Source organism: Stappia sediminis, from assembly GCF_009826895.1.
Classification (GTDB): Bacteria; Pseudomonadota; Alphaproteobacteria; order Rhizobiales; family Stappiaceae; genus Hongsoonwoonella; species Hongsoonwoonella sediminis.
In genome coordinates this window covers 116,317-136,946 of sequence record NZ_WUMV01000008.1, presented here as the reverse complement: position 1 = coordinate 136,946, position 20,630 = coordinate 116,317, and the positions used below count along the sequence as shown (strand labels likewise).

18 protein-coding genes are annotated in these 20,630 nt (G+C 63.1%); 16 read left to right on the top strand and 2 right to left on the bottom strand.

Going from position 1 to position 20,630, the window contains the following annotated elements; translation table 11 throughout:
• The first annotated feature begins 349 nt into the window (after positions 1-349).
• Genes GR183_RS17080 through cobM form a run of 7 tightly spaced genes read left to right on the top strand, consistent with a single transcriptional unit; the run spans position 350 to position 6,856 of the window.
• Positions 350-604 carry a DUF6732 family protein gene (locus GR183_RS17080; RefSeq protein WP_160776888.1) on the top strand — a complete coding sequence of 85 codons (255 nt, stop codon included), beginning with the start codon at positions 350-352 and terminating at the stop codon, positions 602-604.
• Positions 601-1,701, top strand: a complete 1,101-nt coding sequence (locus tag GR183_RS17075) for a sirohydrochlorin chelatase (RefSeq protein WP_160776887.1) — start codon at positions 601-603, stop codon at positions 1,699-1,701. The genes GR183_RS17080 and GR183_RS17075 overlap by 4 nt, the downstream gene beginning before the upstream one ends.
• On the top strand, positions 1,698-2,366 hold the full coding sequence (locus GR183_RS17070) for a precorrin-8X methylmutase (RefSeq protein ID WP_160776886.1): 669 nt from the start codon (positions 1,698-1,700) through the stop codon (positions 2,364-2,366). Before GR183_RS17075 ends, GR183_RS17070 begins: the two co-directional genes overlap by 4 nt.
• Positions 2,363-3,568, top strand: coding sequence for a precorrin-6y C5,15-methyltransferase (decarboxylating) subunit CbiE (cbiE, locus tag GR183_RS17065; RefSeq protein ID WP_160776885.1), 1,206 nt, complete (start codon positions 2,363-2,365; stop codon positions 3,566-3,568). The genes GR183_RS17070 and cbiE overlap by 4 nt, the downstream gene beginning before the upstream one ends.
• A complete protein-coding gene (cobI, locus tag GR183_RS17060) occupies positions 3,565-4,296 on the top strand; it encodes a precorrin-2 C(20)-methyltransferase (RefSeq protein ID WP_208999894.1) in 732 nt (243 codons plus the stop codon). The genes cbiE and cobI overlap by 4 nt, the downstream gene beginning before the upstream one ends.
• On the top strand, positions 4,266-6,086 hold the full coding sequence (cobJ, locus tag GR183_RS17055) for a precorrin-3B C(17)-methyltransferase (RefSeq protein ID WP_160776883.1): 1,821 nt from the start codon (positions 4,266-4,268) through the stop codon (positions 6,084-6,086). Before cobI ends, cobJ begins: the two co-directional genes overlap by 31 nt.
• Entirely contained in the window at positions 6,083-6,856 is a 774-nt protein-coding gene (gene cobM, locus GR183_RS17050; RefSeq protein WP_160776882.1) for a precorrin-4 C(11)-methyltransferase, read from the top strand. The genes cobJ and cobM overlap by 4 nt, the downstream gene beginning before the upstream one ends.
• A 162-nt stretch (positions 6,857-7,018) precedes the next feature.
• Here cobM and GR183_RS17045 read toward each other — a convergent pair whose 3' ends face one another.
• Both GR183_RS17045 and cobA read right to left on the bottom strand, forming a co-directional pair.
• Positions 7,019-8,317 carry a cobyrinic acid a,c-diamide synthase CobB gene (locus GR183_RS17045; RefSeq protein ID WP_160776881.1) on the bottom strand — a complete coding sequence of 433 codons (1,299 nt, stop codon included), beginning with the start codon at positions 8,315-8,317 and terminating at the stop codon, positions 7,019-7,021.
• The gene (gene cobA / locus GR183_RS17040) at positions 8,314-9,171 is read right to left on the bottom strand and encodes a uroporphyrinogen-III C-methyltransferase (protein WP_160776880.1); all 858 of its coding nucleotides are present in this window, start codon (positions 9,169-9,171) and stop codon (positions 8,314-8,316) included. The genes GR183_RS17045 and cobA overlap by 4 nt, the downstream gene beginning before the upstream one ends.
• A gap of 120 nt (positions 9,172-9,291) precedes the next feature.
• Here cobA and GR183_RS17035 point away from each other — a divergent pair, with 120 nt between their 5' ends.
• The 9 genes from GR183_RS17035 to GR183_RS16995 all read left to right on the top strand — a co-directional run bounded on the left by GR183_RS17035 (position 9,292) and on the right by GR183_RS16995 (position 20,615).
• Complete coding sequence (locus tag GR183_RS17035) at positions 9,292-10,392, top strand: cobalt-precorrin-5B (C(1))-methyltransferase (RefSeq protein ID WP_160776879.1); 1,101 nt, start codon at positions 9,292-9,294, stop codon at positions 10,390-10,392.
• Positions 10,385-11,146, top strand: coding sequence for a cobalt-precorrin-6A reductase (locus GR183_RS17030; RefSeq protein ID WP_160776878.1), 762 nt, complete (start codon positions 10,385-10,387; stop codon positions 11,144-11,146). The genes GR183_RS17035 and GR183_RS17030 overlap by 8 nt, the downstream gene beginning before the upstream one ends.
• Positions 11,147-11,247: 101 nt before the next feature.
• Positions 11,248-12,201, top strand: coding sequence for a glycosyltransferase family 2 protein (locus GR183_RS17025; RefSeq protein ID WP_160776877.1), 954 nt, complete (start codon positions 11,248-11,250; stop codon positions 12,199-12,201).
• A complete protein-coding gene (locus GR183_RS17020; protein ID WP_160776876.1) occupies positions 12,198-13,394 on the top strand; it encodes a glycosyltransferase family 4 protein in 1,197 nt (398 codons plus the stop codon). The genes GR183_RS17025 and GR183_RS17020 overlap by 4 nt, the downstream gene beginning before the upstream one ends.
• Positions 13,395-13,397: 3 nt before the next feature.
• The gene (locus GR183_RS17015) at positions 13,398-14,768 is read left to right on the top strand and encodes a phenylacetate--CoA ligase family protein (RefSeq protein WP_160776875.1); all 1,371 of its coding nucleotides are present in this window, start codon (positions 13,398-13,400) and stop codon (positions 14,766-14,768) included.
• Between the two features lie 79 nt (positions 14,769-14,847).
• Positions 14,848-16,155, top strand: a complete 1,308-nt coding sequence (locus GR183_RS17010) for a nucleotide sugar dehydrogenase (protein WP_160776874.1) — start codon at positions 14,848-14,850, stop codon at positions 16,153-16,155.
• A complete protein-coding gene (locus GR183_RS17005; protein ID WP_160776873.1) occupies positions 16,136-17,386 on the top strand; it encodes a glycosyltransferase family 4 protein in 1,251 nt (416 codons plus the stop codon). Before GR183_RS17010 ends, GR183_RS17005 begins: the two co-directional genes overlap by 20 nt.
• Complete coding sequence (locus GR183_RS17000) at positions 17,386-19,344, top strand: heparinase II/III family protein (RefSeq protein WP_160776872.1); 1,959 nt, start codon at positions 17,386-17,388, stop codon at positions 19,342-19,344. Before GR183_RS17005 ends, GR183_RS17000 begins: the two co-directional genes overlap by 1 nt.
• On the top strand, positions 19,341-20,615 hold the full coding sequence (locus GR183_RS16995; protein ID WP_160776871.1) for a glycoside hydrolase family 5 protein: 1,275 nt from the start codon (positions 19,341-19,343) through the stop codon (positions 20,613-20,615). Before GR183_RS17000 ends, GR183_RS16995 begins: the two co-directional genes overlap by 4 nt.
• Positions 20,616-20,630 lie beyond the last annotated feature (15 nt).

Genomic DNA, 20,630 nt, shown 5'->3' with positions numbered 1-20,630 from the left:
AATGACCGCGTTGGAAATGAATTTCGCCCCTTTTGCGGCCTGCTCGCTGCCATCGGCAAAAATTCACGCGGCGGCACGCCGCTTGCCCGACGGCGGCTGTCGCATTTCTTCTTGCGGGCCGCTCCCCGCTCCACTAGCGTGCGGCAACTCAGGACGGCGTCCCGTAAGGGGCTGAAAACGAGTTCGGTGGCGGTCGACCCAATCCGGGGGCCCAGTCCGGAGCTGTCTGAAGCTGCAGGATCCCGCGCAAGCCCTTTTCGCTTGCGCGCTGGCCTTTGGCCTCTTTCGTTTTCACCCCCTCTGTCTGGTCGCCGAATCGCTTTTCGACCGAACGAGGGAGTCTCTCCGCATGTTTCGTTCCTTTCTTTCAGCCGCAGCCGCGCTTTTGCCGGTCGCCTTTCCCGCCGTCGCCCATGCCCATGTCGGCCATGTCGGCGATCTTGCCGGCCATTCGCATTGGGCGGGCATTGCCGCGATCGCGGGATCAGCCGTTCTTGCCGGCATCGTCGCACTGAAGGCGAAGCGCAAAAGGCAAGCTGAAGCGGGAATGGAAGACGCAGAGGCGGTCGAAGCCGATTCGGATACGGCGGAGGCAGCCGGATGAGCGAGAAACTCGGTCTCATGATCTGCGGTCACGGCAGCCGCAACCGCGCCGCCGTGCGCCAGTTCGCCACCCTTTCGGAGCGTTTGAAGGAACGCTTTCCCGACTGGCCGGTCGAATACGGCTATCTGGAATTTGCAGAACCGGTGATTCGCGAAGGCCTCGACAAGCTGCGCGATTCTGGCTGCACGCGCATTCTCGCCGTTCCGGGCATGCTCTTTGCCGCCGGCCACGCCAAGAACGACATTCCTTCGGTCCTCAACACCTATCAGGCCGAAAACAAGGGCGTTCGCATCGATTATGGCCGCGAGCTTGCCATCGATACGCGCATGGTTCGCGCGGCCGGCGACCGCGTGCGCGAAGCGCTGGAAGCGGCGGGCGGCGACGTGCCGATGCATGAGACGCTGCTCGTCGTCGTGGGCCGTGGCTCGTCAGACCCGGATGCCAATTCCAACGTTGCCAAGATCACCCGCCTGCTTTGGGAAGGCATGGGCTTCGGCTGGGCGGAAACCGCCTATTCCGGCGTCACCTTTCCGCTTGTGGAACCCGCACTCGAACATGCGGCGAAGCTCGGTTACCGGCGCATCGTCGTCTTCCCGTATTTCCTTTTTACAGGCGTTCTCGTCAGCCGCATCTATTCCTTCACCGATGAGGTGGCGGAGCGTCATCCAGGCATCGAATTCGTAAAGGCCGGCTACCTGAACGACCATCCGCAGGTGATCGACACCTTCGTGGAGCGCGTGGAGGAAATCCTTCAAGGCACGAACGTGATGAACTGCCAGCTTTGCAAATACCGCGAGCAGGTGCTTGGTTTCGAGGCGGAAATCGGCCTTCGCCAGGAAAGCCACCACCATCATGTGGAAGGGCTCGGGTCGTCTGCCGAATGCCATCTTTGCGACGATATTTGCACGGGTGCCTGCGAGAAACAGGTGCGCGAAGGCGGTCATCATCATCACCATGATCACGCCCATGATCATCACCACGGGGATGATCACCACCATCATCACGATCACGATCATTCCCACAATCACGGTCATCACCACCATCCTTACCCGCATGCGGACCATCCGCTCGGGCCGAAATCCATGAGGCGAACGTGAGCGACACCGGCGCGCCCGCCCGTCTTTACGACTACGAGCGCGACCCGGCTGCGATCTACCGCCAGTCCTTCGCCATCGTGCGCGAGGAGGCAAAGCTCGACCGTTTTCCCGAAGATCTTCGGGAGGTCGCGATCCGCCTCGTCCACGCTTGCGGCATGCCCGATATCGTAGGCGAGCTTTCATGGGGCGGGGATATCGTTTCGCAAGCGAAGCGCGCGATTGGCTCGGGTGCGCCGATTTTCACCGACGTGAAGATGGTCGAACACGGGATTATCCGTAAGTACCTCAAGGAGGGGAACGAGATCGTCTGCACGCTCGATGATGTCCGCGTGCCGGTCCTTGCCGAAAGGCTCGGCACGACACGCTCGGCGGCGGCTGTCGATCTTTGGGCCGAGCGTCTGGAAGGGGCTGTCGTTGCCATCGGCAATGCACCGACCGCGCTTTTCCACCTGCTTGAGCGCATTGCGGAAGGCTATCCGAAACCGGCTGCGATCCTCGGTTTTCCGGTCGGCTTCGTCGGTGCGGCGGAATCGAAGGATGCGCTGGCCGAAAACCCCTTTGGAGTTCCCTTTCTGGCGCTGAAAGGCCGTCGCGGTGGCTCCGCGCTCGCCTCCGCCGCCGTCAACGCGCTGGCAGCAGGATTGCCGGAGGAGCGCGCCACATGACCGCTCCCTGGCTGACGGTGATCGGCATAGGCGAGGACGGCCTTGCCGGGCTGTCCGAGGTTGCAAGATCGGCGCTGAAATCCGCCGAATTCGTCATCGGCGGCAAAAGGCATCTGGAGCTTCTCGACCCTGTTCCCGGCGAAGTCGTGCAGTGGCCCGTCCCCTTTTCAGACGGCCTTGAACTGATCGACCAAAGGCGTGGAAGACCGACCGTTGCACTCGCCACCGGCGATCCCATGTGCTTTGGCCTCGGTGCCACTTTGTCGCGTCGTTTCCCGGTGGGCGAGATGACGGTGCTTCCTGCGCAGTCGGCGTTTTCCCTTGCCGCATCAAGGCTTTGCTGGCCGCTGCAGGATGTGGAAACGCTGTCGTTTCATGGCCGCCCGCTCGATGGCCTCAGGGCGCATCTTTACCCCGGCGCGCGTCTGCTTTGTCTCACCACCGACGGCGAAACGCCGCGGCTTGCTGCCGATATCCTGGCCGATGAGGGCTATGGCGCAAGCCGCATGACGGTGCTGGAACACCTTGGCGGTCCCCGCGAACGTATCGTCTCGGGCATTGCCGAAAGCTGGCACGAGACTGTCGCCGATCTCAATCTGATGGCGATAGAGGCCGTGCCCGTTCGCGACACGCCGGTGCGTTCCCGCGTTCCCGGCCTGCCGGATGATGCTTTTCGCCATGACGGAAAGATCACCAAGCGGGAAATCAGGGCTGCAACCCTTGCGAAGCTCGCGCCCCATCCGGGCGCGCTTCTTTGGGATGTCGGGGCGGGCTCGGGATCGGTTTCCATCGAGTGGATGCGCTCATCTCCACGCGCTATGGCCATCGCGCTGGAGCCGCATGCCGAACGGCGCGGTTTTGCGCTTGCCAATGCCGCGGCCCTCGGCGCGCCGGGGCTAGATCTGCGTGATGCTTCGGCGCCCGAAGGCTTGGAAGGCCTGCCCCGGCCGGATGCGGTCTTTTTCGGTGGCGGCCTCACCGCTCCCGGCGTGGTTGAAGCCGCGCTCGAAGCGCTGAAATCCGGCGGGCGTCTCGTCGCCAACGCGGTGACGCTTGAAAGCGAGGCGGTGCTTTTGAAAGCTTACGAAAAGCATGGCGGCGAACTTTGCCGGCTCAGTATCCAGCGCGCTTCGCCCGTCGGCGGGCTTACCGGCTGGCGCCCGCTGATGCCGGTCACCCAATGGAGTTTCGTGAAGCCATGACGAAGCCCGGCATGCTTTACGGCGTCGGGCTCGGCCCCGGCGATCCGGAACTCTTGACCCTTAAGGCCCACCGGCTGATCTCGAAGGCGCGCGTGATCGCCTATCCGGCGCCCGATGACGGCGAGAGCTTCGCGCGCGCAATCGCGGCGGAATTCATCCCTGAAAACGCGCTGGAAATCCCGATCGTCGTTCCGATGCGGGTGGAGAGATTTCCCGCGAAATCCGTCTACGACAAGGCGGCGGAAGATATCGCCCACGTCCTTCGCGAGGGAGAGGATGTCGTCACGCTGTGCGAGGGCGATCCCTTCTTCTACGGTTCGTTCATGTATCTGTTCGAGCGTCTGGGCGGCCGTTTTCCATGCGAAATCGTGCCGGGCGTCACCTCGCTCACGGCTTGCGCCTCCAGGCTCCAGCGGCCTCTCACCTCGCGAAACGATGTGCTCACCGTCATTCCGGGACCGCTGCCCGATGATGAAATCCGCAGGCGTATCGAGGATGCGCAGGCGATTGCCATCATGAAGGTCGGGCGGCATCTTTCCCGCCTCAAGTCGCTTCTTGCCGACATGGGCCTGCTTTCGCACGCGGGCTACGTGGAACGCGCGACACTTCCTTCGGAAAACGTCGTTCCGCTCGCCCGGCTCGAGGTGGATGCGGCACCCTATTTCTCGATGATCCTCATCTACAAGGGAGACGAAGCGTGGATGCTTCCCCCGCAATTCTCGTCCTGACGCCGGCGGCCCTCTTGACCGCACGCAAGCTTGCCGAAGGTATCCCGCAAGCGACACTGCACGGGCTTGCCCACCGTGTCAGCGGCACGGATGTGCCGTTTTCCGATACGCTTGACCAGATCCGCGCGCTTTATCAGGCCGGCAGCCCGATCATCGGCGTTTGCGCCAGCGGCATTCTCATCCGCGCGCTTGCCGCCGTCATCACCGACAAGCTTTCGGAGCCTCCGGTGATTGCGGTTTCGGAGGATGGCGCCAGCGTTGTGCCGCTTCTCGGCGGCCATCGCGGGGCGAATGCGCTTGCCCGCGACGTCGCGGCTCTTCTCGATGCTCACGCGGCGATCACCACGGCGGGCGAAACCGCGCTCGGCGTTGCCCTCGACACGCCGCCTAAAGGCTGGCGGCTCGCCAACATTCGCGATGCCAAGGGCGTCATGGCCCGTCTTCTGGCGGGCGAACCCGTGGCGATGGAAGGGCATGCGGCCTGGCTGTCGACCACGCGCATGGCCGTCAAAGGCGATGCGAAGCTGCGGCTCGTGCTGAGCGTAAAGGCGGTTGAAGGAAACGCGGACACGCTCGTCTATCACCCGCGCCGGCTGGCGGTCGGTGTGGGCTGTGCGCGCGGCGCGGATCCTGCCGAAGTAACCCGGCTTGTCCGCAAGGCACTTGCCGATGCGGGCCTTTCGGAAGGTGCGGTCGGCTGTGTCGCGAGCCTTGATCTCAAGGCGGATGAGCCCGCGATGGCCGCCGTTGCGCAAGCGTTGAGTGCTCCGTTTCGCGTCTTTTCGGCGGACGAACTGGAGCGCGTGGCTGACCGTCTGGCCAATCCGTCGGAATTGGTATTCGCAGAAGTCGGTTGCCATGGCGTTTCGGAGGGTGCGGCCCTTGCCGCCGCAGGACAACATTCCAGGCTGCTGGTGGAAAAGCGGAAATCCGCCAATGCGACGGTTGCGGTCGCCATTGCCGATGATCCGATAGACGCCGCCACGGTTGGCCGGGCGCGCGGCAAGCTTTCCGTCATCGGCATCGGGCCGGGGCAGGATGCGTGGCGCACGCCGGAAGCCTCGAGGCTCTTGTCGGAAGCGGACGAGGTCGTCGGCTATTCGCTTTATCTCGACATCGTCGCGCCCCTCATCCAGGGAAAGCCGCGCCACGCCTTTCCATTGGGTGCGGAAGAGGAGCGCGTTCGCTTCGCGCTCGAACGCGCGGGCGAAGGCCGCTCCGTCGCGCTCGTCTCCTCGGGCGACGCCGGCATCTACGCCATGGGCGCGCTCGTTTTCGAGCTGCTGGACCGCCCTTCCGACGCAGGTGGTGTCAGCGATGCCGCAAAGCGCATCGAGGTCGTCAACGCGCCAGGCATATCGGCGCTTCAGGCGGCATCCGCATTGATCGGTGCGCCGCTCGGGCATGATTTCTGCGCGATCTCCCTTTCGGACCTTTTGACGCCCTGGGAGGCGATCGAAAAGCGCCTCAAGGCGGCGGCTGAAGGGGACTTCGTCATCGCCTTTTACAACCCGGTTTCCAAGCGCCGCCGCACCCAGCTTGCCGCGGCGAAGGACATTTTGTTGCAGCACCGCCCGGCGGAAACGCCGGTCGTCCTCGGCGTCAATCTCGGACGCGAGGGGCAGACCGTGCGCGTGACGACGCTGGGCGATCTCACGGTGGATGAAGTCGACATGCTGACGACCGTTCTCGTCGGCTCGTCGAATTCGAAGGCCGTCAGGCGCGGCTCCGGCGAGACATTCGTCTACACCCCGCGCGGTTACGCCAAGCGCATCGAGGAGAAGCTATGACCGTTCATTTCATCGGCGCGGGGCCGGGCGATCCGGACCTCATTACCGTGCGCGGGCTGAAGCTGATCGAGCGTTGCCCGGTCTGCCTCTATGCCGGTTCGCTGGTGCCGGAGGCGATTGTCGAGGCAGCCCCGGAAGGGGCGCGCGTCATCGACACGGCACCCATGACGCTTGACGAGATTATGGCAGAGATCGAGGCCGCGCACGCGCGGGGGCAGGATGTGGCGCGCGTCCACTCCGGAGATCCTTCGCTTTACGGCGCGATTGCCGAGCAGATCAGGCGGCTGAAGGCGCTTGGAATCCCGTTCGACGTCACGCCCGGCGTTCCGGCCTTTGCGGCGGCTGCGGCGGCCTTGGGCCAGGAACTGACGGTGCCCGAAATCGCCCAGACGGTGATCCTCACCAGAACGGCGATGAAATCCTCCGTGATGCCGGAAGGCGAGGATCTGGCGACGCTTGGGCGTTCAGGCGCGACGCTTGCGATCCATTTGTCGGTCCGGAACCTGCGCGAAATCGAGCGCCAGCTCATCCCGCTTTACGGGGAGGATTGCCCGGTCGTGGTCGCCTACAGGGTCGGCTGGCCTGATCAGGCCTTCATTCGCGGCACATTGTCCGACATCCGGGAGAAGGTGCGCCTATCCAAGATCACGCGCACCGCGCTCATTTTCGTCGGTCGCGCGCTGGAACCGGACGAGGATTTCCGCGATTCCGCGCTCTATCACGCCGATCACGTGCATGTGCTGAGACCGAAACGGAAAGCGAAGGCGTAATTTGGTTGGGAAAGGTGATTGAGTGTGCGGCTAGCGCTCAACGTTTTTTGCAACGTTTCGAGTTGCTTAGAGGTTGCAATATGGAGAGAAAGGTTCAGCTTGCGCCCCCTCTCCCTTGAAGGGAGAGGGTCGGGGTGAGGGTGGCGGAAGGTGAAAAACCGCTCAAACCCTGTCGATCACATGGGCGAATGAACCCATCACACGGCCTTTGCGCAGGCCCATGGCGGGTCGTTTTTCTCCCAGCGCATCGCGAGCGAAAAAAAGCCGCTCAGCCTCGCCATCACCCTCGCTCACGATGCTGGCGTAGTGAAATTCATGCGCCGTCAATTCGGTGTCGAAGGGCAGTTCGGCAAGAGGTGTCAGCCTGCGGTAGCCGAGGTGCAGCTTTCTCTCCCGAAAGCTTGTGACAAGCGGCAGAAGCCCCAGCATGTCATGCGGCACGCCTTCCGCGTCGATCAGCGTTTGCCCAAGCGTCATGTAGCCGCCGCACTCGCCGTAGATCAGCGCGCCGCGTTCAGCAGCCAGCTTCATGCCTGTCTTGAAGTGCGATGCTGTCGCGAGCGTGCCTGCGTGAAGTTCCGGGTAGCCGCCGGGCAGGAAGACGGTATCGGCGGCCCTGTCCGGCCCTTCGTCGGCTATCGGCGAGAAGAAGGAAAGTTCGGCTCCCTGTTCGCGCCAGCCGTCCAGCATATGTGGATACGAAAAGGCGAAAGCGACATCCCGGGCGACGGCTATGCGTTGCCCGAGCGGGGGGAGTTTCGTTGCGGTTATGGCTGACGAAACGGGCCTTGCGACTTCCACCAGGGCATCGAGATCGACATGGGCGGAGACATGATCCGCCGCCGCGTCCAGAAACGCAGTCAAGTCGCCGTGTTCGCCAGCCTGCACGAGGCCGAGGTGGCGCTCGGGCAGCGTGAGAGCCTCAGATCGCGGTACGGCACCCAGAACCGGCATCGCGATGCCCTGAAGCGCGTGCTCGATCATTTCGCGGTGCCGGGGGCTGCCGATGCGGTTGAGGATCACGCCCGCGACCGTCACACCCTCGCGATGGTCGCGAAAGCCGCGCACGAGAGCCGCTACCGATTGCGATTGTTTCGCGGCATCGACGACGAGCACGACGGGCAGATTCAAAAGGGCTGCGAGATCGGCGGTGGAGCCGCTGCCGTCAGCAGCACCATCGAAAAGGCCCATCACGCCTTCGATGAAGAGAAGATCCGTATCTTGCGCCTGCCTTGCGGCCAACTCGCGCAGCAGGGCGGGGCGCATGGCGAAACAGTCGAGATTGACGCAAGGCCTGCCGCTTGCGGATGCATGAAACGCCGGGTCGATGTAATCCGGCCCGACCTTCGCCGAGGAAACGTGGATCCCGCGTGATTTCAAGGCTTTAAGTAGCGCAAGCGTCAGCGTCGTCTTGCCGGCGCCCGAGGTCGGGGCGGCAAGGATAAGCCCCCGCGCGCTCATCCGGTTTCGGAGCTCTTGCCGAGTTTCAACGGGTCGGGGTCGAGTACCTTGCCCGACAGCGCGCCCAGCCAGTCGAGCCCGGCGCGAAGGCGCACCACCTCGCCCACGCACACGACTGCCGGAGGCTCCAGCCCGGCCGCCTTGACGTCTTCCGCCGCCCGTCCGAGCGTGGTTTCAAGCACGGCCTGGTTTTCAAGCGAGGCATTGCACACGATACCCACAGGTTCGTCCACAGACCGTCCACCGCTTGTCAACTTGGCCGCGATCGTCTCCAGATGCTTCATCGCCATATACATGATGATTACGGGAGAGCCTTTCGCGATCGCATCCCAGTTGACCGCCGACGGGGTGAGGCCCGTCTGGTCGTGGCCGGTGAGGAAGGTCACGGTCTGGTTTGTGTCGCGGTGGGTCGCGGGAATGCCGGCGTAGGCGAGCCCGCCGATGCCTGCCGTAATGCCGGGGATGATGCGAAAAGGAACGTGCGCGCCCGCCAGCGTCAGCGCCTCTTCGCCGCCGCGCCCGAAGACGAAGGGATCGCCGCCTTTAAGCCGCAGCACGCGCTTTCCCGCCCTTGCGTAGTCGATCAGCTTAAGCGAGATATCGCGCTGCTTGGGGCTCGGCTTGCCGCCGCGTTTTCCCGCGTAATCGACCGTCGCGCCCTCCTTGGCGAAACCGAGGATGGAGGTGTCGACCAGCGCGTCGTAGACGATGACATCCGCTTGCCGCAGGCCGTTCAGCGCGTGCAGCGTCAAAAGCCCCGGATCGCCGGGGCCGGCACCTGCAAGCCACACCCAGCCCGGCTCGAAGACGGGCAGGTTCAGCGCTTTGAGGGCTTCGTCGGATGCGTGTGTCATGTGTTCGACTTGTAATCGCTCGCCCGGCCCGCGCCAAGTCTCGAAGCGGCGGAAATCAAGCGCGAATACGACGCACGATGCACTCGCCAGCTGCCGCAGGCCCTTCTATATTCGCACGCAATGAGCGAACACGACCCCGCAAAACTCCGCCGTGGCTGGACCACGGGCGCCTGTGCGACGGCCGCCACCAAAGCGGCCTATACGGCACTCTTGACGGGCGAATTCCCGGACCCGGTCGAAATCACCCTGCCGAAGGGGGAGACGCCCTCTTTCGCTTTGGCCTGCGAGGAGAGGGGAGAGGGTTTCGCTCGCGCCGGAATCGTCAAGGACGCGGGCGACGACCCCGACGTCACGCACGGTGCCACGGTGATCTCGACCGTCAGGCTGAAGGCGTCGGGAAGCGGCGTGACGTTCCGCGCCGGTGAAGGCGTGGGAACGGTGACACGCGAAGGCCTTCCCGTCCCGCCGGGCGAACCTGCGATCAACCCGGTTCCGCGCCGCATGATAGAGGACACGGTGGCCGAGGTCGCGAAGGGCCATGGCGGCAACGGTGTGGTGGAGGTGGAGATTTCCATTCCCGGCGGCGAAGAGCTTGCGCAAAAGACCATGAACCCGCGCCTTGGCATCATCGGCGGTCTGTCGGTGCTCGGCACGACGGGTATCGTGCGTCCCTTTTCCTGCGCGTCCTGGATCGCCTCGATCCATCGCGGCATCGACGTCGCCAATGCGGCGGGCCAGACGCATGTGGTGGGGGCGACGGGCTCGACGTCGGAGGATGCGGTCAGGAAGCTCTACGACCTGCCGGATTATGCTTTTCTCGACATGGGCGATTTCGCGGGTGGGCTCCTGAAGTACCTGCGCCAGCACCCGGTGGAGAGGCTCACGCTCGCGGGCGGTTTCGCGAAATTCGTGAAGCTTGCGCAAGGAGCCCTCGATCTTCATTCCGCCCGCAGCCAAGTGGATTTCGCAGCACTTTCGCAGGTGCTCATGAGCGCGGGCGCGCCGAGATATCTTGCCGAAAAGGCGCGTCATGCGAATACGGCGAAGGAGGTGCTCGATCTCGCCCGCACCCATGGAATCGAAGTCGCCGATATCGTCGCGGCGCAGGCCAGGGAGGCGGCGAAAAGGATTTTGCGCGAAAGCCCGGTTGATTGCGAAGTCCTGATCGTAGATCGTCAGGGCGTCATGATTGGCAAGGCCGGTTTCGACGCAGATGCCTGAATTAAAGATCCTCCTTCTTGCCGGTACGGGCGAAGCGCGGGAACTGGCCGGCCGGCTTGCGGATGATGGCCGCGTGTCCGTCGTCGCCTCGCTTGCCGGGGTAACAGAAAACCCGAAAGCCTATCCGGTGGAAACCCGCATCGGCGGTTTCGGCGGGGCGGATGGCCTTGCGGATTATCTGAAGAAGAACCGCTTTTCGGCGATCATCGACGCCACTCACCCCTTCGCGCGGTCTATCAGTACCAATGCGGTCGCAGCCAGCGGCGAGAGGAAAATCCCGATCGTCCGCCTCATGAGGCCCGCGTGGCAGCCGGAGGCGGGCGACAACTGGGTGCGCGCGCGCGACGTCGAGCATGCGGTCGATTTCGTTCCCGACGGCGCGCGGGTGTTCCTTGCGATAGGCCGCAAGGAAATATCGGCCTTCAAGAACCGGCGGCGTATCTGGTGCCTTATGCGGATGATCGAGGCTCCGGACGAAAAGACGGCCCTTCCGCCGGGCGAACTCCTTCTTGCCCGCCCCTCGTGCTCCGCCGACGACGAGAAGGCGCTGATGGAGCGCCACGGCATCACCCATCTGGTCGCCAAGAACAGCGGCGGCGACGCCGGGTACGCCAAGATCCTCGCCGCGCGCGAGCTTCAGCTTCCCGTCATCATGATCCGCCGTCCGGTTCTTCCCGCGATTGCGGAGGTTGATACGGTGGAAGGCGTCATCGCCTGGCTTGACGGTCTCTTAACCCTCTCTCAAATGGGCTGACGATAGTTACGTAAGGTCGCAGTTAATTTACCCCTCTCTTGTATGACGGGCCCTGCGTGCTTTTTCCAAGGGCCGCGCCGCTTGTCGGAGGGGAGTTCGTCTTGGCCGTAATTTCGGTGGTCATGTGCACGGTCGGAAAGGCCAGGAGCGCTGCCGACTGCGTGGCGAGCGTGCTTGCGCAGACCCTTGCCGACGGCATGAGCCTCGAAATCGTCGTCGTCGACAATTCCGCCTCAGGCATCGCGCAGCATTGGGTTGAGGCTGCGGCCGCGGCGGGCGATCCCGTCCGATACGTTCACGAGCCGCGCCCCGGCATTTCGCATGCCCGTAACGCCGGTGTCGCGGAGGCGAAGGGCGAATTTCTGGCCTTCATCGATGACGACGAGGTCGCCGAGCCCGACTGGCTATCCAATCTTTTCCGCGCGCTTGAGGCGCATTCCGCCGACATCGCGACCGGGCCGGTAGTGCCGGTCTTCGAAGGAATGGACAGGCTCGGTTTCGACCCGGCCCCCTTCTTTTTCGGAGAGCGCGAGGCGATGGAGACGGGCGCAACACTTGAGGCCGCGCGCACGGGCAATGTCCTTTTCCGTGTCGGCCGCTGCCTGAGCGAGCCGGAACCGTTTAACCCGAAGCTTGGCCGTTCCGGCGGCGAGGATACGGATCTCACCTATCGCCTTCATCTGAAGGGGCGGAAGATCATCTGGGTTGCCGACGCGGTTGTTCACGAATACTGGCCGCAGGAGAAGGCGAGCCTGCCCGCTTTCCTGCGCCGGAAGTGCGTGACGGCCAGGAACACGACATTCGTCAGGATCAGCCATGCGGCGAGGCCGGGAAAGGTGGTGCTTCGCACCGTTGCCAAGGCGCTTCTTCAGCTTGCGATCTTCCTGCCGTTGTCGCTCGTGCTTTATCCGGTGAACCGTCAGCGGTTCGCTGCTGCGGGCCTGCACGTGATGTCGGCTGTCGGCAAGCTCACCTTCTGGATGCGCGCGCGCTACTACGGCGATGCGCCAGAGGTGGCGGAACCGCGGGCGGCGGAACCGGAGGCGGCGGAATGAGTGCCGCTCGCCGGTACAGGATTGCCGTCCTCCATCAGGGCTGCGTCCCGGTCTACCGGCGCGGCTTCTTCGAGCGGCTTACGGAAATTTCGGGCAACGAATACGTCGTCTTTCACGGAAAACCGCCCTCCAACACCTCGCTGCAGGCGGCCTCGCCACCGTTTTCCTTCGAAAACGTCGAGGTCAGGAATCGCGAGCTTCGCCTTGGAAATTCCGTCGCCGTCTATCAGCCGGTCGTCTGGCGGTATCTGTCCGGCGGCTTCGACGGCGCGGTCATCGGCCATGAATTCAAGTTCCTCTCAAGCCTCGCGATCCTGTTGTTCTCGAAGCTCATGGGCCGCAAGGTCGTCTGGTGGGGCTTCGGCTATCGAAAGGCCTATGGGTCCTGGCAGAAGTCGGGTCTTTCCGGCCTGAAGGATGGCCTTGCGCGCCGGGGCGCCGATTTGCTCGCGAAACTCGGCAGCGGCTATCTCGCCTACACGGCAAAGGGCGCGGAACATCTGCATGAGATCGGCGTTCCGGATGCGCATGTCGCCGTCGTCCGCAACACCATGGACGTCGACGAGCAGATCCGCCTGGCGGACGCAGCCGCAAGCCTCGACCTTGCGGCTATGCGCGAAGAGTTCGCCCTGAAGCCGGACAGCCGCGTCCTGCTCTATGTCGGCAGGCTGGTACCGCGCAAACGCGTCGATCTTCTGATTTCCTTTGCGAAATCGCACCCTGAGGTCGCGGGAAAGCCGGTCGAGGTGCTGATTGTCGGCGATGGGGACGAGCGGGCCCGGCTCGAGGCTTTGGCGCAAGGGGCTGAAAACGTTCATTTCCTCGGCGCGATCGATCCGTCCGATATCCGCATCGCCAAAGCGATGAAACTTGCCGCCGCCGTCGTTGTGCCGGGTTACCTCGGCCTTGCGGTCAATCATGCGTTTGCCCACGGGCGGCCGGTCGTCACGCTCAAGCATGATTTTCACAGCCCCGAGGTCGAATATCTGTCGGATGGCGAAAACGGGCTGATGATCCCCGGCGGCGAGGAAGGTTTCGCTGAAGGCCTTGCCGGCTTCCTGTCCTCGCCGGATGAGCAGGCGGAGCTTGCCGAAGGCGCGAAGGCCGCGCGCGAAAGCTTGCGGCTCGATCACATGGTGGAAGCCTATGACGGCTTCCTGACGCGTCTTTTCTCCGAAGGCGCGAGGGGCTGAGGCATGGCGGGGTTGAAGCAGCGGATCGTCGACGGGCTGAAGATTGCCGATCTCGGCGATACATTCGTGCGCCGCTTCCCGCCGCTTTATGCTGCTTACCGGCGGGAGCTTGCCGAGTTCGATGAGGCAGGGCTCGAAGAGCGCAGATCTCGGCAGGATGCTCCTATCGAGCGGATGCTCCGGCACGCCACTCGTTTGCCGGCTTATGAAAACCTCATGGGACAGCCGCTTTCGGCCTTTCCGGTGCTCTCCAAACTGGAGCTCAAGTCTCGCCCGCAAGCCTATATCGCGAAGTCCCTGCTTCCGGTGGCGAAGGGGGAAACCAGCGGCTCGTCCGGCGTTCCCCTGTCGGTCCGGCGCAGCTTCGCCTCGGTCGTTTTCGAACAGGCGGCGATCGATCATGTGGTTGCGCTATCCGGAGGAAATTTCGCGAAAGACCGCGTCGCCGTTCTGCGGGGCGAGCGTCTCAAGGACCCTTCCGATTTCACTCCCCCCTTCTGGCGGATGCAGAGCGGCGGACGGGTGATGAATCTCTCCGCCGCCCATCTGAACCTGAAGACGGCGCGGACCTTCCATGCGGCCTTGCGGGACTTCGCACCGCCTATCCTTTGGGCTTATCCTTCGGCGCTTGAGTTGCTGATCGCCTGTCTGGAGGCGGAAGGCCTCAAGCTTTCGATTCCCATCGTATTGACCTCTTCGGAAGTCCTGACCGAGGGCTTGCGCGAACGCGCGGAAAAGGCGTTTGGCGCGGTGGTCGCCGATTACTACGGTCAGGCGGAGCGCGTTTCCTTCGCCTATGCCCTGAAGGCAGGCGAGTATCGCTTCCTCCCGGCCTACGGTCATGTGGAGCTTGAGCCGCTCGGGGAGGGGCGTTTCGGTCAGATCGCGACGAACTTGAGGAATTCCGTTCAGCCGCTTGTCCGTTACGAGACCGGCGACGTGATCGTCGCGGATGACGTTGATGATCCTCGGGCATTGGAAGAAATCGCGCTGGGCATCCGCTCCTTCGCGCGTATCGAGGGCCGCGAGAGCGATTATCTTCTCGCTCCAGACGGCAGCCGTCTTGTCGGCATGAACCATGTCCCGCGCGCCATCCCCGGCCTTATGCAGATGCAGCTTCGCCAGTCGGCGCCCGATTTCGTGCAAGTGCTCGCGGTCGCCGGTGACAGGGCAGGCGACGGGATGCGCTCGGAAATCGAGGCGCGGCTGTCATCGCGCCTGCCGGATACCATGCGTGTCGAGGTCGAATTCCGCGAGGCGCTGGAACGTACATCTCGCGGGAAGCTGCCCCTTGTCGTTCGGGAATTCGAGCGAAATGCCACTGAAACAGGCAGAAATCCAGCAGATACCCCGGTGATTCACCATTCGGGTTAACAGGACGAGAAGGAAATTCCTTCATAACGGTACGGAAATTTAGATCCACATCCGGACCTGAACCGGACGGGGGAGTGTCATGCGTATTTCCGTTTTCGGGCTCGGTTACGTCGGTGTCGTCACTGCCGCGTGTCTTTCGCGCGATGGCCATACGGTCATCGGCGTCGACAACCAGCAGGTCAAGGTCGACATCGTCAACGACGGCAAGACGCCGGTCGTTGAAGACCACGTTGGCGAGTTGATCGCGGCCGGTGTCGCCTCCGGCAGGCTGAAGGCCACCACCGATGCGCTTGAGGCTGTGCGCGAGAGCGACATGTCCCTTGTCTGCGTCGGCACGCCGAGCCGCAGGAACGGATCGCTCGATACCGATGCCGTCGTTCGCGTCTGCGAGGAAATAGGTGCTGCGATCGCGCGGAAGAATGCTCCGCACAAGGTCGTCATCCGTTCCACCGTGCTGCCCGGCACCATGCGCGGCGTGGTTATTCCGGCGCTGCGCGAAAAGGCGGGCCATGTCGAAGGGCTCACGATAGGCAACAATCCGGAGTTCCTGCGCGAGGCGAGCGCGGTCTACGACTACGACAATCCGCCGAAGATCGTCGTCGGCGCGGAAACGCCCGAGGGCGCGCGGGAAATCGCCGAGATCTACAAGCACATCGAGGCGCCGTCGTTCCTCACCTCCGTCGATACCGCCGAGCTTGTGAAATACGCCGATAACGCCTGGCATGCGGTCAAGGTCGCCTTCGGCAACGAGATCGGCAATATCGCCAAGGCCGTCGGCGTCGACAGCCACGAGGTGATGTCGATTTTTTGCAGCGACGAGAAGCTGAACATTTCGCCGCGCTATCTCATGCCGGGCTTCGCCTTCGGCGGCTCCTGCCTGCCGAAGGACGTTCGCGCGCTCACCTACAAGGGCCGCGATCTCGACCTCGAACTGCCGCTGTTAAACAGCGTAATCCGCTCCAACGAGGAGCAGATCGCCCGTGCGTTCGAGACGATCATGTCTTATGGCAAGCGCAAGATCTCCGTCTTCGGCATCAGCTTCAAGGCCGGCACGGACGACCTTCGCGAAAGCCCGCAGGTCGAACTCGTCGAAAAGCTGCTCGGCAAGGGCATGGACATCAGGATCTACGACCGCTTCGTGAATTTCGCGCGGCTTTACGGTGCCAACCGCGATTACATCCTGAACCGCATCCCGCACATCTCTTCGCTTCTGATCGACGATTTCGACGCGGTGCTCGCCCACGGCGACGTCGTGATCATCGGCAACAACGCGCCGGAATTCGAAGTGCTGCCGGACCGGGTCGGCCCGCGTCAGCGCATCTACGACCTTGTCCGCCTGAAGGGCATCGAAATCGCACGGGAAGGCTATGAAGGCGTCAACTGGTAACGAGATCGAGGCGTCCGCCGAGAGCATCTACGACCGCCGGGTTCTCATCATCGTGGAGAACCTGCCCGTGCCCTTCGACCGGCGAGTCTGGTCGGAGGCGACGACGCTGCGCGCCGCCGGATACACCGTCTCGGTCATCTCGCCGACCGGCAAGGGTTTCGAAGCGGAATACGAGGTGATCGACGGCATTCACGTCTACCGCCACAAGCTGCCGGTCGACGCGCGCGGGGCCTTCGGGTACCTGCGCGAATATTCCTCAGCCCTTTTCCATGAAGCGCGCCTTGCCTGGAAGGTGAAGCGCGAGCGCGGCTTCCACGTCATTCACGGCTGCAATCCGCCTGATCTGATCTTCCTGATCGGCTGGCTCTTTCGCCCCTTTGGCGTGCGTTACCTGTTCGATCATCACGACATCTGCCCGGAGCTTTTCGAGGCGAAATTCGAAAAACGCGGACTGCTTCACTCTGCCATGAAGTTCTTCGAGTGGCTGACCTTCAAGACAGCGAGCGTTTCCATCGCCACCAATGAATCCTATCGCGGCATCGCGATCTCGCGCGGCGGCATGGATCCGGAGGATGTTTTCGTCGTCCGCTCAGGCCCGAAGATCGAGAAGCTTCAGTTGCGCGAGCCGAAACCGGAGCTGAAGAAGGGCTTCGCCCATCTCGTCGGCTACGTCGGCGTGATCGGCCAGCAGGAAGGCATGGACCTGCTTTCTGAAGCCGCGGACCATATCGTCAACGGCATGAAGCGCAAGGATATTCACTTCGGCATCGTTGGCGGCGGGCCGGAACTGCCGGTCGTCCAGGCGGATGTCGAGAAGCGCGGGCTTGGGCCGTATTTCACCTTCACGGGCCGCGCGCCGGACGATCTCCTGCTCGACATGCTGAACACGGCGGACGTCTGCGTGAACCCGGACCGGGTCACGCCGATGAACGACCTTTCGACCATGAACAAGATCCTGGAGTATATGACGCTGAAGAAGCCGATCGTGCAGTTCGACATGCGCGAGGGCCGCGTTTCTGCCGGAGAGGCTTCGCTTTACGCGAGGAAGAACGACGCCCGCGATCTCGCCGAAAAGATTGTCGAGTTGATCGACGATCCCGAACGGCGCGCGAAAATGGGCGAGATCGGCCGAAAACGCGTTCTCGACACATACTCCTGGGACCACTCCGTGCCGGTGCTTCTTGCCGCCTATGACCGGCTTTTCGAGAGAATCGAGAAGAAGTCCGCCTGATGCATGCTGACGGCAAACAGTCCCGCCTGATCTGGTACGCCAACCGCCTGCGGTCGATGAGCGCCGGCGAGATCACGCATCGCTTCACCGAGCTTGCGAAAAAGCGTCAGGCGCGCGGCTGGGAGGCGGGTTGGGCGGCTTTCGAAATGCCGGAGGGGCCGCTTCCGGCTCTTCCCGGCAGGGTCGATTTGCATCATGCGGATGACAATCTCCTTGCGGGCTGGCGGAAACTTGCCGCCAGTGCCCGCTTCCGGCGGTTTTCCTTTCTGGGGCAGGATTGGCCGGATGCGGACAATGCCTCGCTCTGGCATTTCGACCCGGTAACGGGGCGCGAATGGCCGAAGGAGCGCTACTGTTTCGATATCGACTATCGCCACAACGAGGATTACGGCGACGTCAAATACGTTTGGGAAGTCAACAGGCTGCAGTATCTGCAGCCGCTTGCCGCCCTTGCCGCGAAAGGCTGCAATGGCGGCTTGAAGGAATTCATAGCGGCCGAAATCGAAAGCTGGATCGACGAAAATCCGCCCTATCTCGGGGTCAACTGGCCATCGGGGATCGAGCTTTCCTTGCGTGCGATCACCGTGCTCGTCGTCGTCCGGCTGATCGGCGGGGCGGCATTCGAGAAAAAGCTGCTCGGCAAGATACGCGCGTTCTTTTCCGCTACCGCGACATGGCTCGACCGTTACCCTTCGGAATTTTCCTCCGCCAACAATCACCTGATCGCGGAGGCCGCCGGGCTTTATCTCATCGGCGCTACGCTCACCGATCATCCCGAAAGCGCGTGCTGGGCAAAAAAAGGGCGCGCGATCCTGGAACGCGAGGTGGAGAAGCAGATCCTTGCCGACGGTATCGGCGCCGAACAGTCTCCGACCTACACCGCCTTCACGCTGGAGTTCTATCTTCTCGCCATGCGCGCGGGCGAGGCGCTGGGCGCGCCGTTCTCGGCGGCCGTTTACGAGCGGGTGGCGCATGCTGGCGAGACGCTTTCCTGGTTTCTCGACGAAAACGGTCATTGCCTGCGCATCGGCGACGATGACGAGGGCAGAGTGCTTTTCGACGATCCCGCGCGTGATGTACGCTACGTCGCCTCGGTCCTGTCCTGCCTTGCCGCTGTGTGTAACCGGCCGGACATAGCCCCCGCTGCCGCCCCCGTTCATTTCCGCAATCTCGTGCTCGGCGGTCCTCTCCTGGCGAAGGAGAAGCTTCGCGGCGTGAAGTCCTTCGTCGACGGGGGCTATACGATCCTGCGTGACGAGATTGCCGGAAAGCCCGCGCTCTTCGCCATGGATCACGGTCCGCTCGGCTATCTTTCGATCGCCGCCCACGGCCATGCGGATGCCTTGAGCCTATGGCTCACCTGCGACGGCGTGCCGCTTCTTGCCGATGCCGGCACCTATCTCTATCACTCCGGCGGGGCGTGGCGGGATGCCTTCCGCGGGACCGCCCTTCACAATACGCTGACGATCGGCGGCGAGGACCAGAGCCGCATTGCTGGCGCCTTCAACTGGTCGGCCAAGGCGCGCTCGAAGCGCCTGGAAATCGCGGAAGTCGCCGATAATTTCTTCATCGCGGCATCGCATGACGGCTACCGGAAGTCTTTCGGCGTCGAACATATCCGCAAGGTCCGGCGCACGGGCGAAGCCACTTTCGAAATCATCGACCGGCTTATAGGCGACGGCGATGAAGCCCTCGATGTCCAGCTCGGCTTTCTTGCCGGCGAGGGCGTTGAGATCGTGCAGACGAACGGCTTTTTCGCCTTCATATCCCAAGGCGCTCCGCGCATGTGCCTGGAACCGCCGGAAGGGTCGGAACCGCGCCTCGTGAACGGCGCGGAAGACGAGAAACTCGGGTTTATCTCGCAGCGTTTCGGCGAGCGTCAGCCTGCCTGGCAGCTCGTGCTGAAAACCCGCGCGGGCCCCGGCCGGCGCCTCGTGACGAGGCTTCGCCTGCTATGAGCCTCGCCGTGAAAATCCTTCGCGGTATTTTCGCGCTCGTCTTTCTTGTGGCCTTGCCGCTTGCCGCTCACGGCGCGGATCTTCCGAAATTTTCCAAGGGGATCAATCTCGCCCGGCTGCACAACCTTGCGCATCGCGACCCCGAGCGCCCGGGCAGGTTCCTGTGGCCGCCGTTTCGCGGCGATCTTGCGAAGATAAGCGATGCGGAATTGAAGCGGCTGAAGGATATCGGTTTCGATTTCATTCGCCTGCCCGTGGCGCCCGCGCCCTTTTTGTCGGTGACGGAAGCCGAAAGCCGCATATTGATCGATGAGCTTTTCGATACGGTAAGGCGGCTTCAGGATCACGGTTTCGGCGTCTTGCTGGATCCGCATCCCGGCCACGGCGAGCCACGGTTCAGCGCGCCGCGCATCCTGGAAAATCCGTCGAACGAGGAATTCGAAGCCTATCTTCGCTGGCTTGAGACGCTTGCGCGCCATATGCGCCGGCTGCCGGCGGGAAAATCGGCTCTCGGCCTCATGAACGAGCCGCAGGCCGACTGTCATCACCTTGTCGCCACGGACTGGACGGATATCCAGCCGCTGCTTTACCGGGCGGTGCGCGATGTCGCGCCCGATCTTGCGCTGGTGCTCACGGTCGGCTGCTGGTCGTCCTACCGGGCGCTTGGATATCTCGACATGACGCCTTTCGACGAAAACACATTCGTCGATATCCATTATTATTCGCCGCATTATTTCACGCATCAGTCGCTTCTCTTCGCCGGCGAGCCGACACGCTATATGGCCGGCCTCGCCTATCCCGGCGCGGATGGGAACGTGGAGGAAACGCTGCGCCTTACCGAAGAGCGGATAGCCCTCCTGCGCCGGACCCACCCAGACAGGGTTGCCGAAGACGCGCTTGAGCAGGCGAAGGTCGGGATCTCGCGCTATTACGACGATCCGCCGCCCATCGACAGGGCCTATATCGCAAGCCATTTCGACATCATCCGGCGCTGGGCGGCATCGCAGTCGGTCGATCCGGCGCGTATCGTCATTGGCGAGTTCGGCGCAGCTCGCCCTCCGTCGGGCATGGCTGAAAATCCGGGCCGCGACGTCTGGATCCGGGACGTTCGCGAGGAAGCGGAGGCCTCGGGCTTCGCCTGGGCCTATTGGGACTATAACGCAGGCAGTGGTTATCCCGGCTTCGGATTGGTATTTGACAATGAATCACGCACAATCGACCCGGACATGGTAAAGGCGCTTGGACTCGACGTTACAGCGCTCGACCGCTGAGGAAGTCCGGATCTT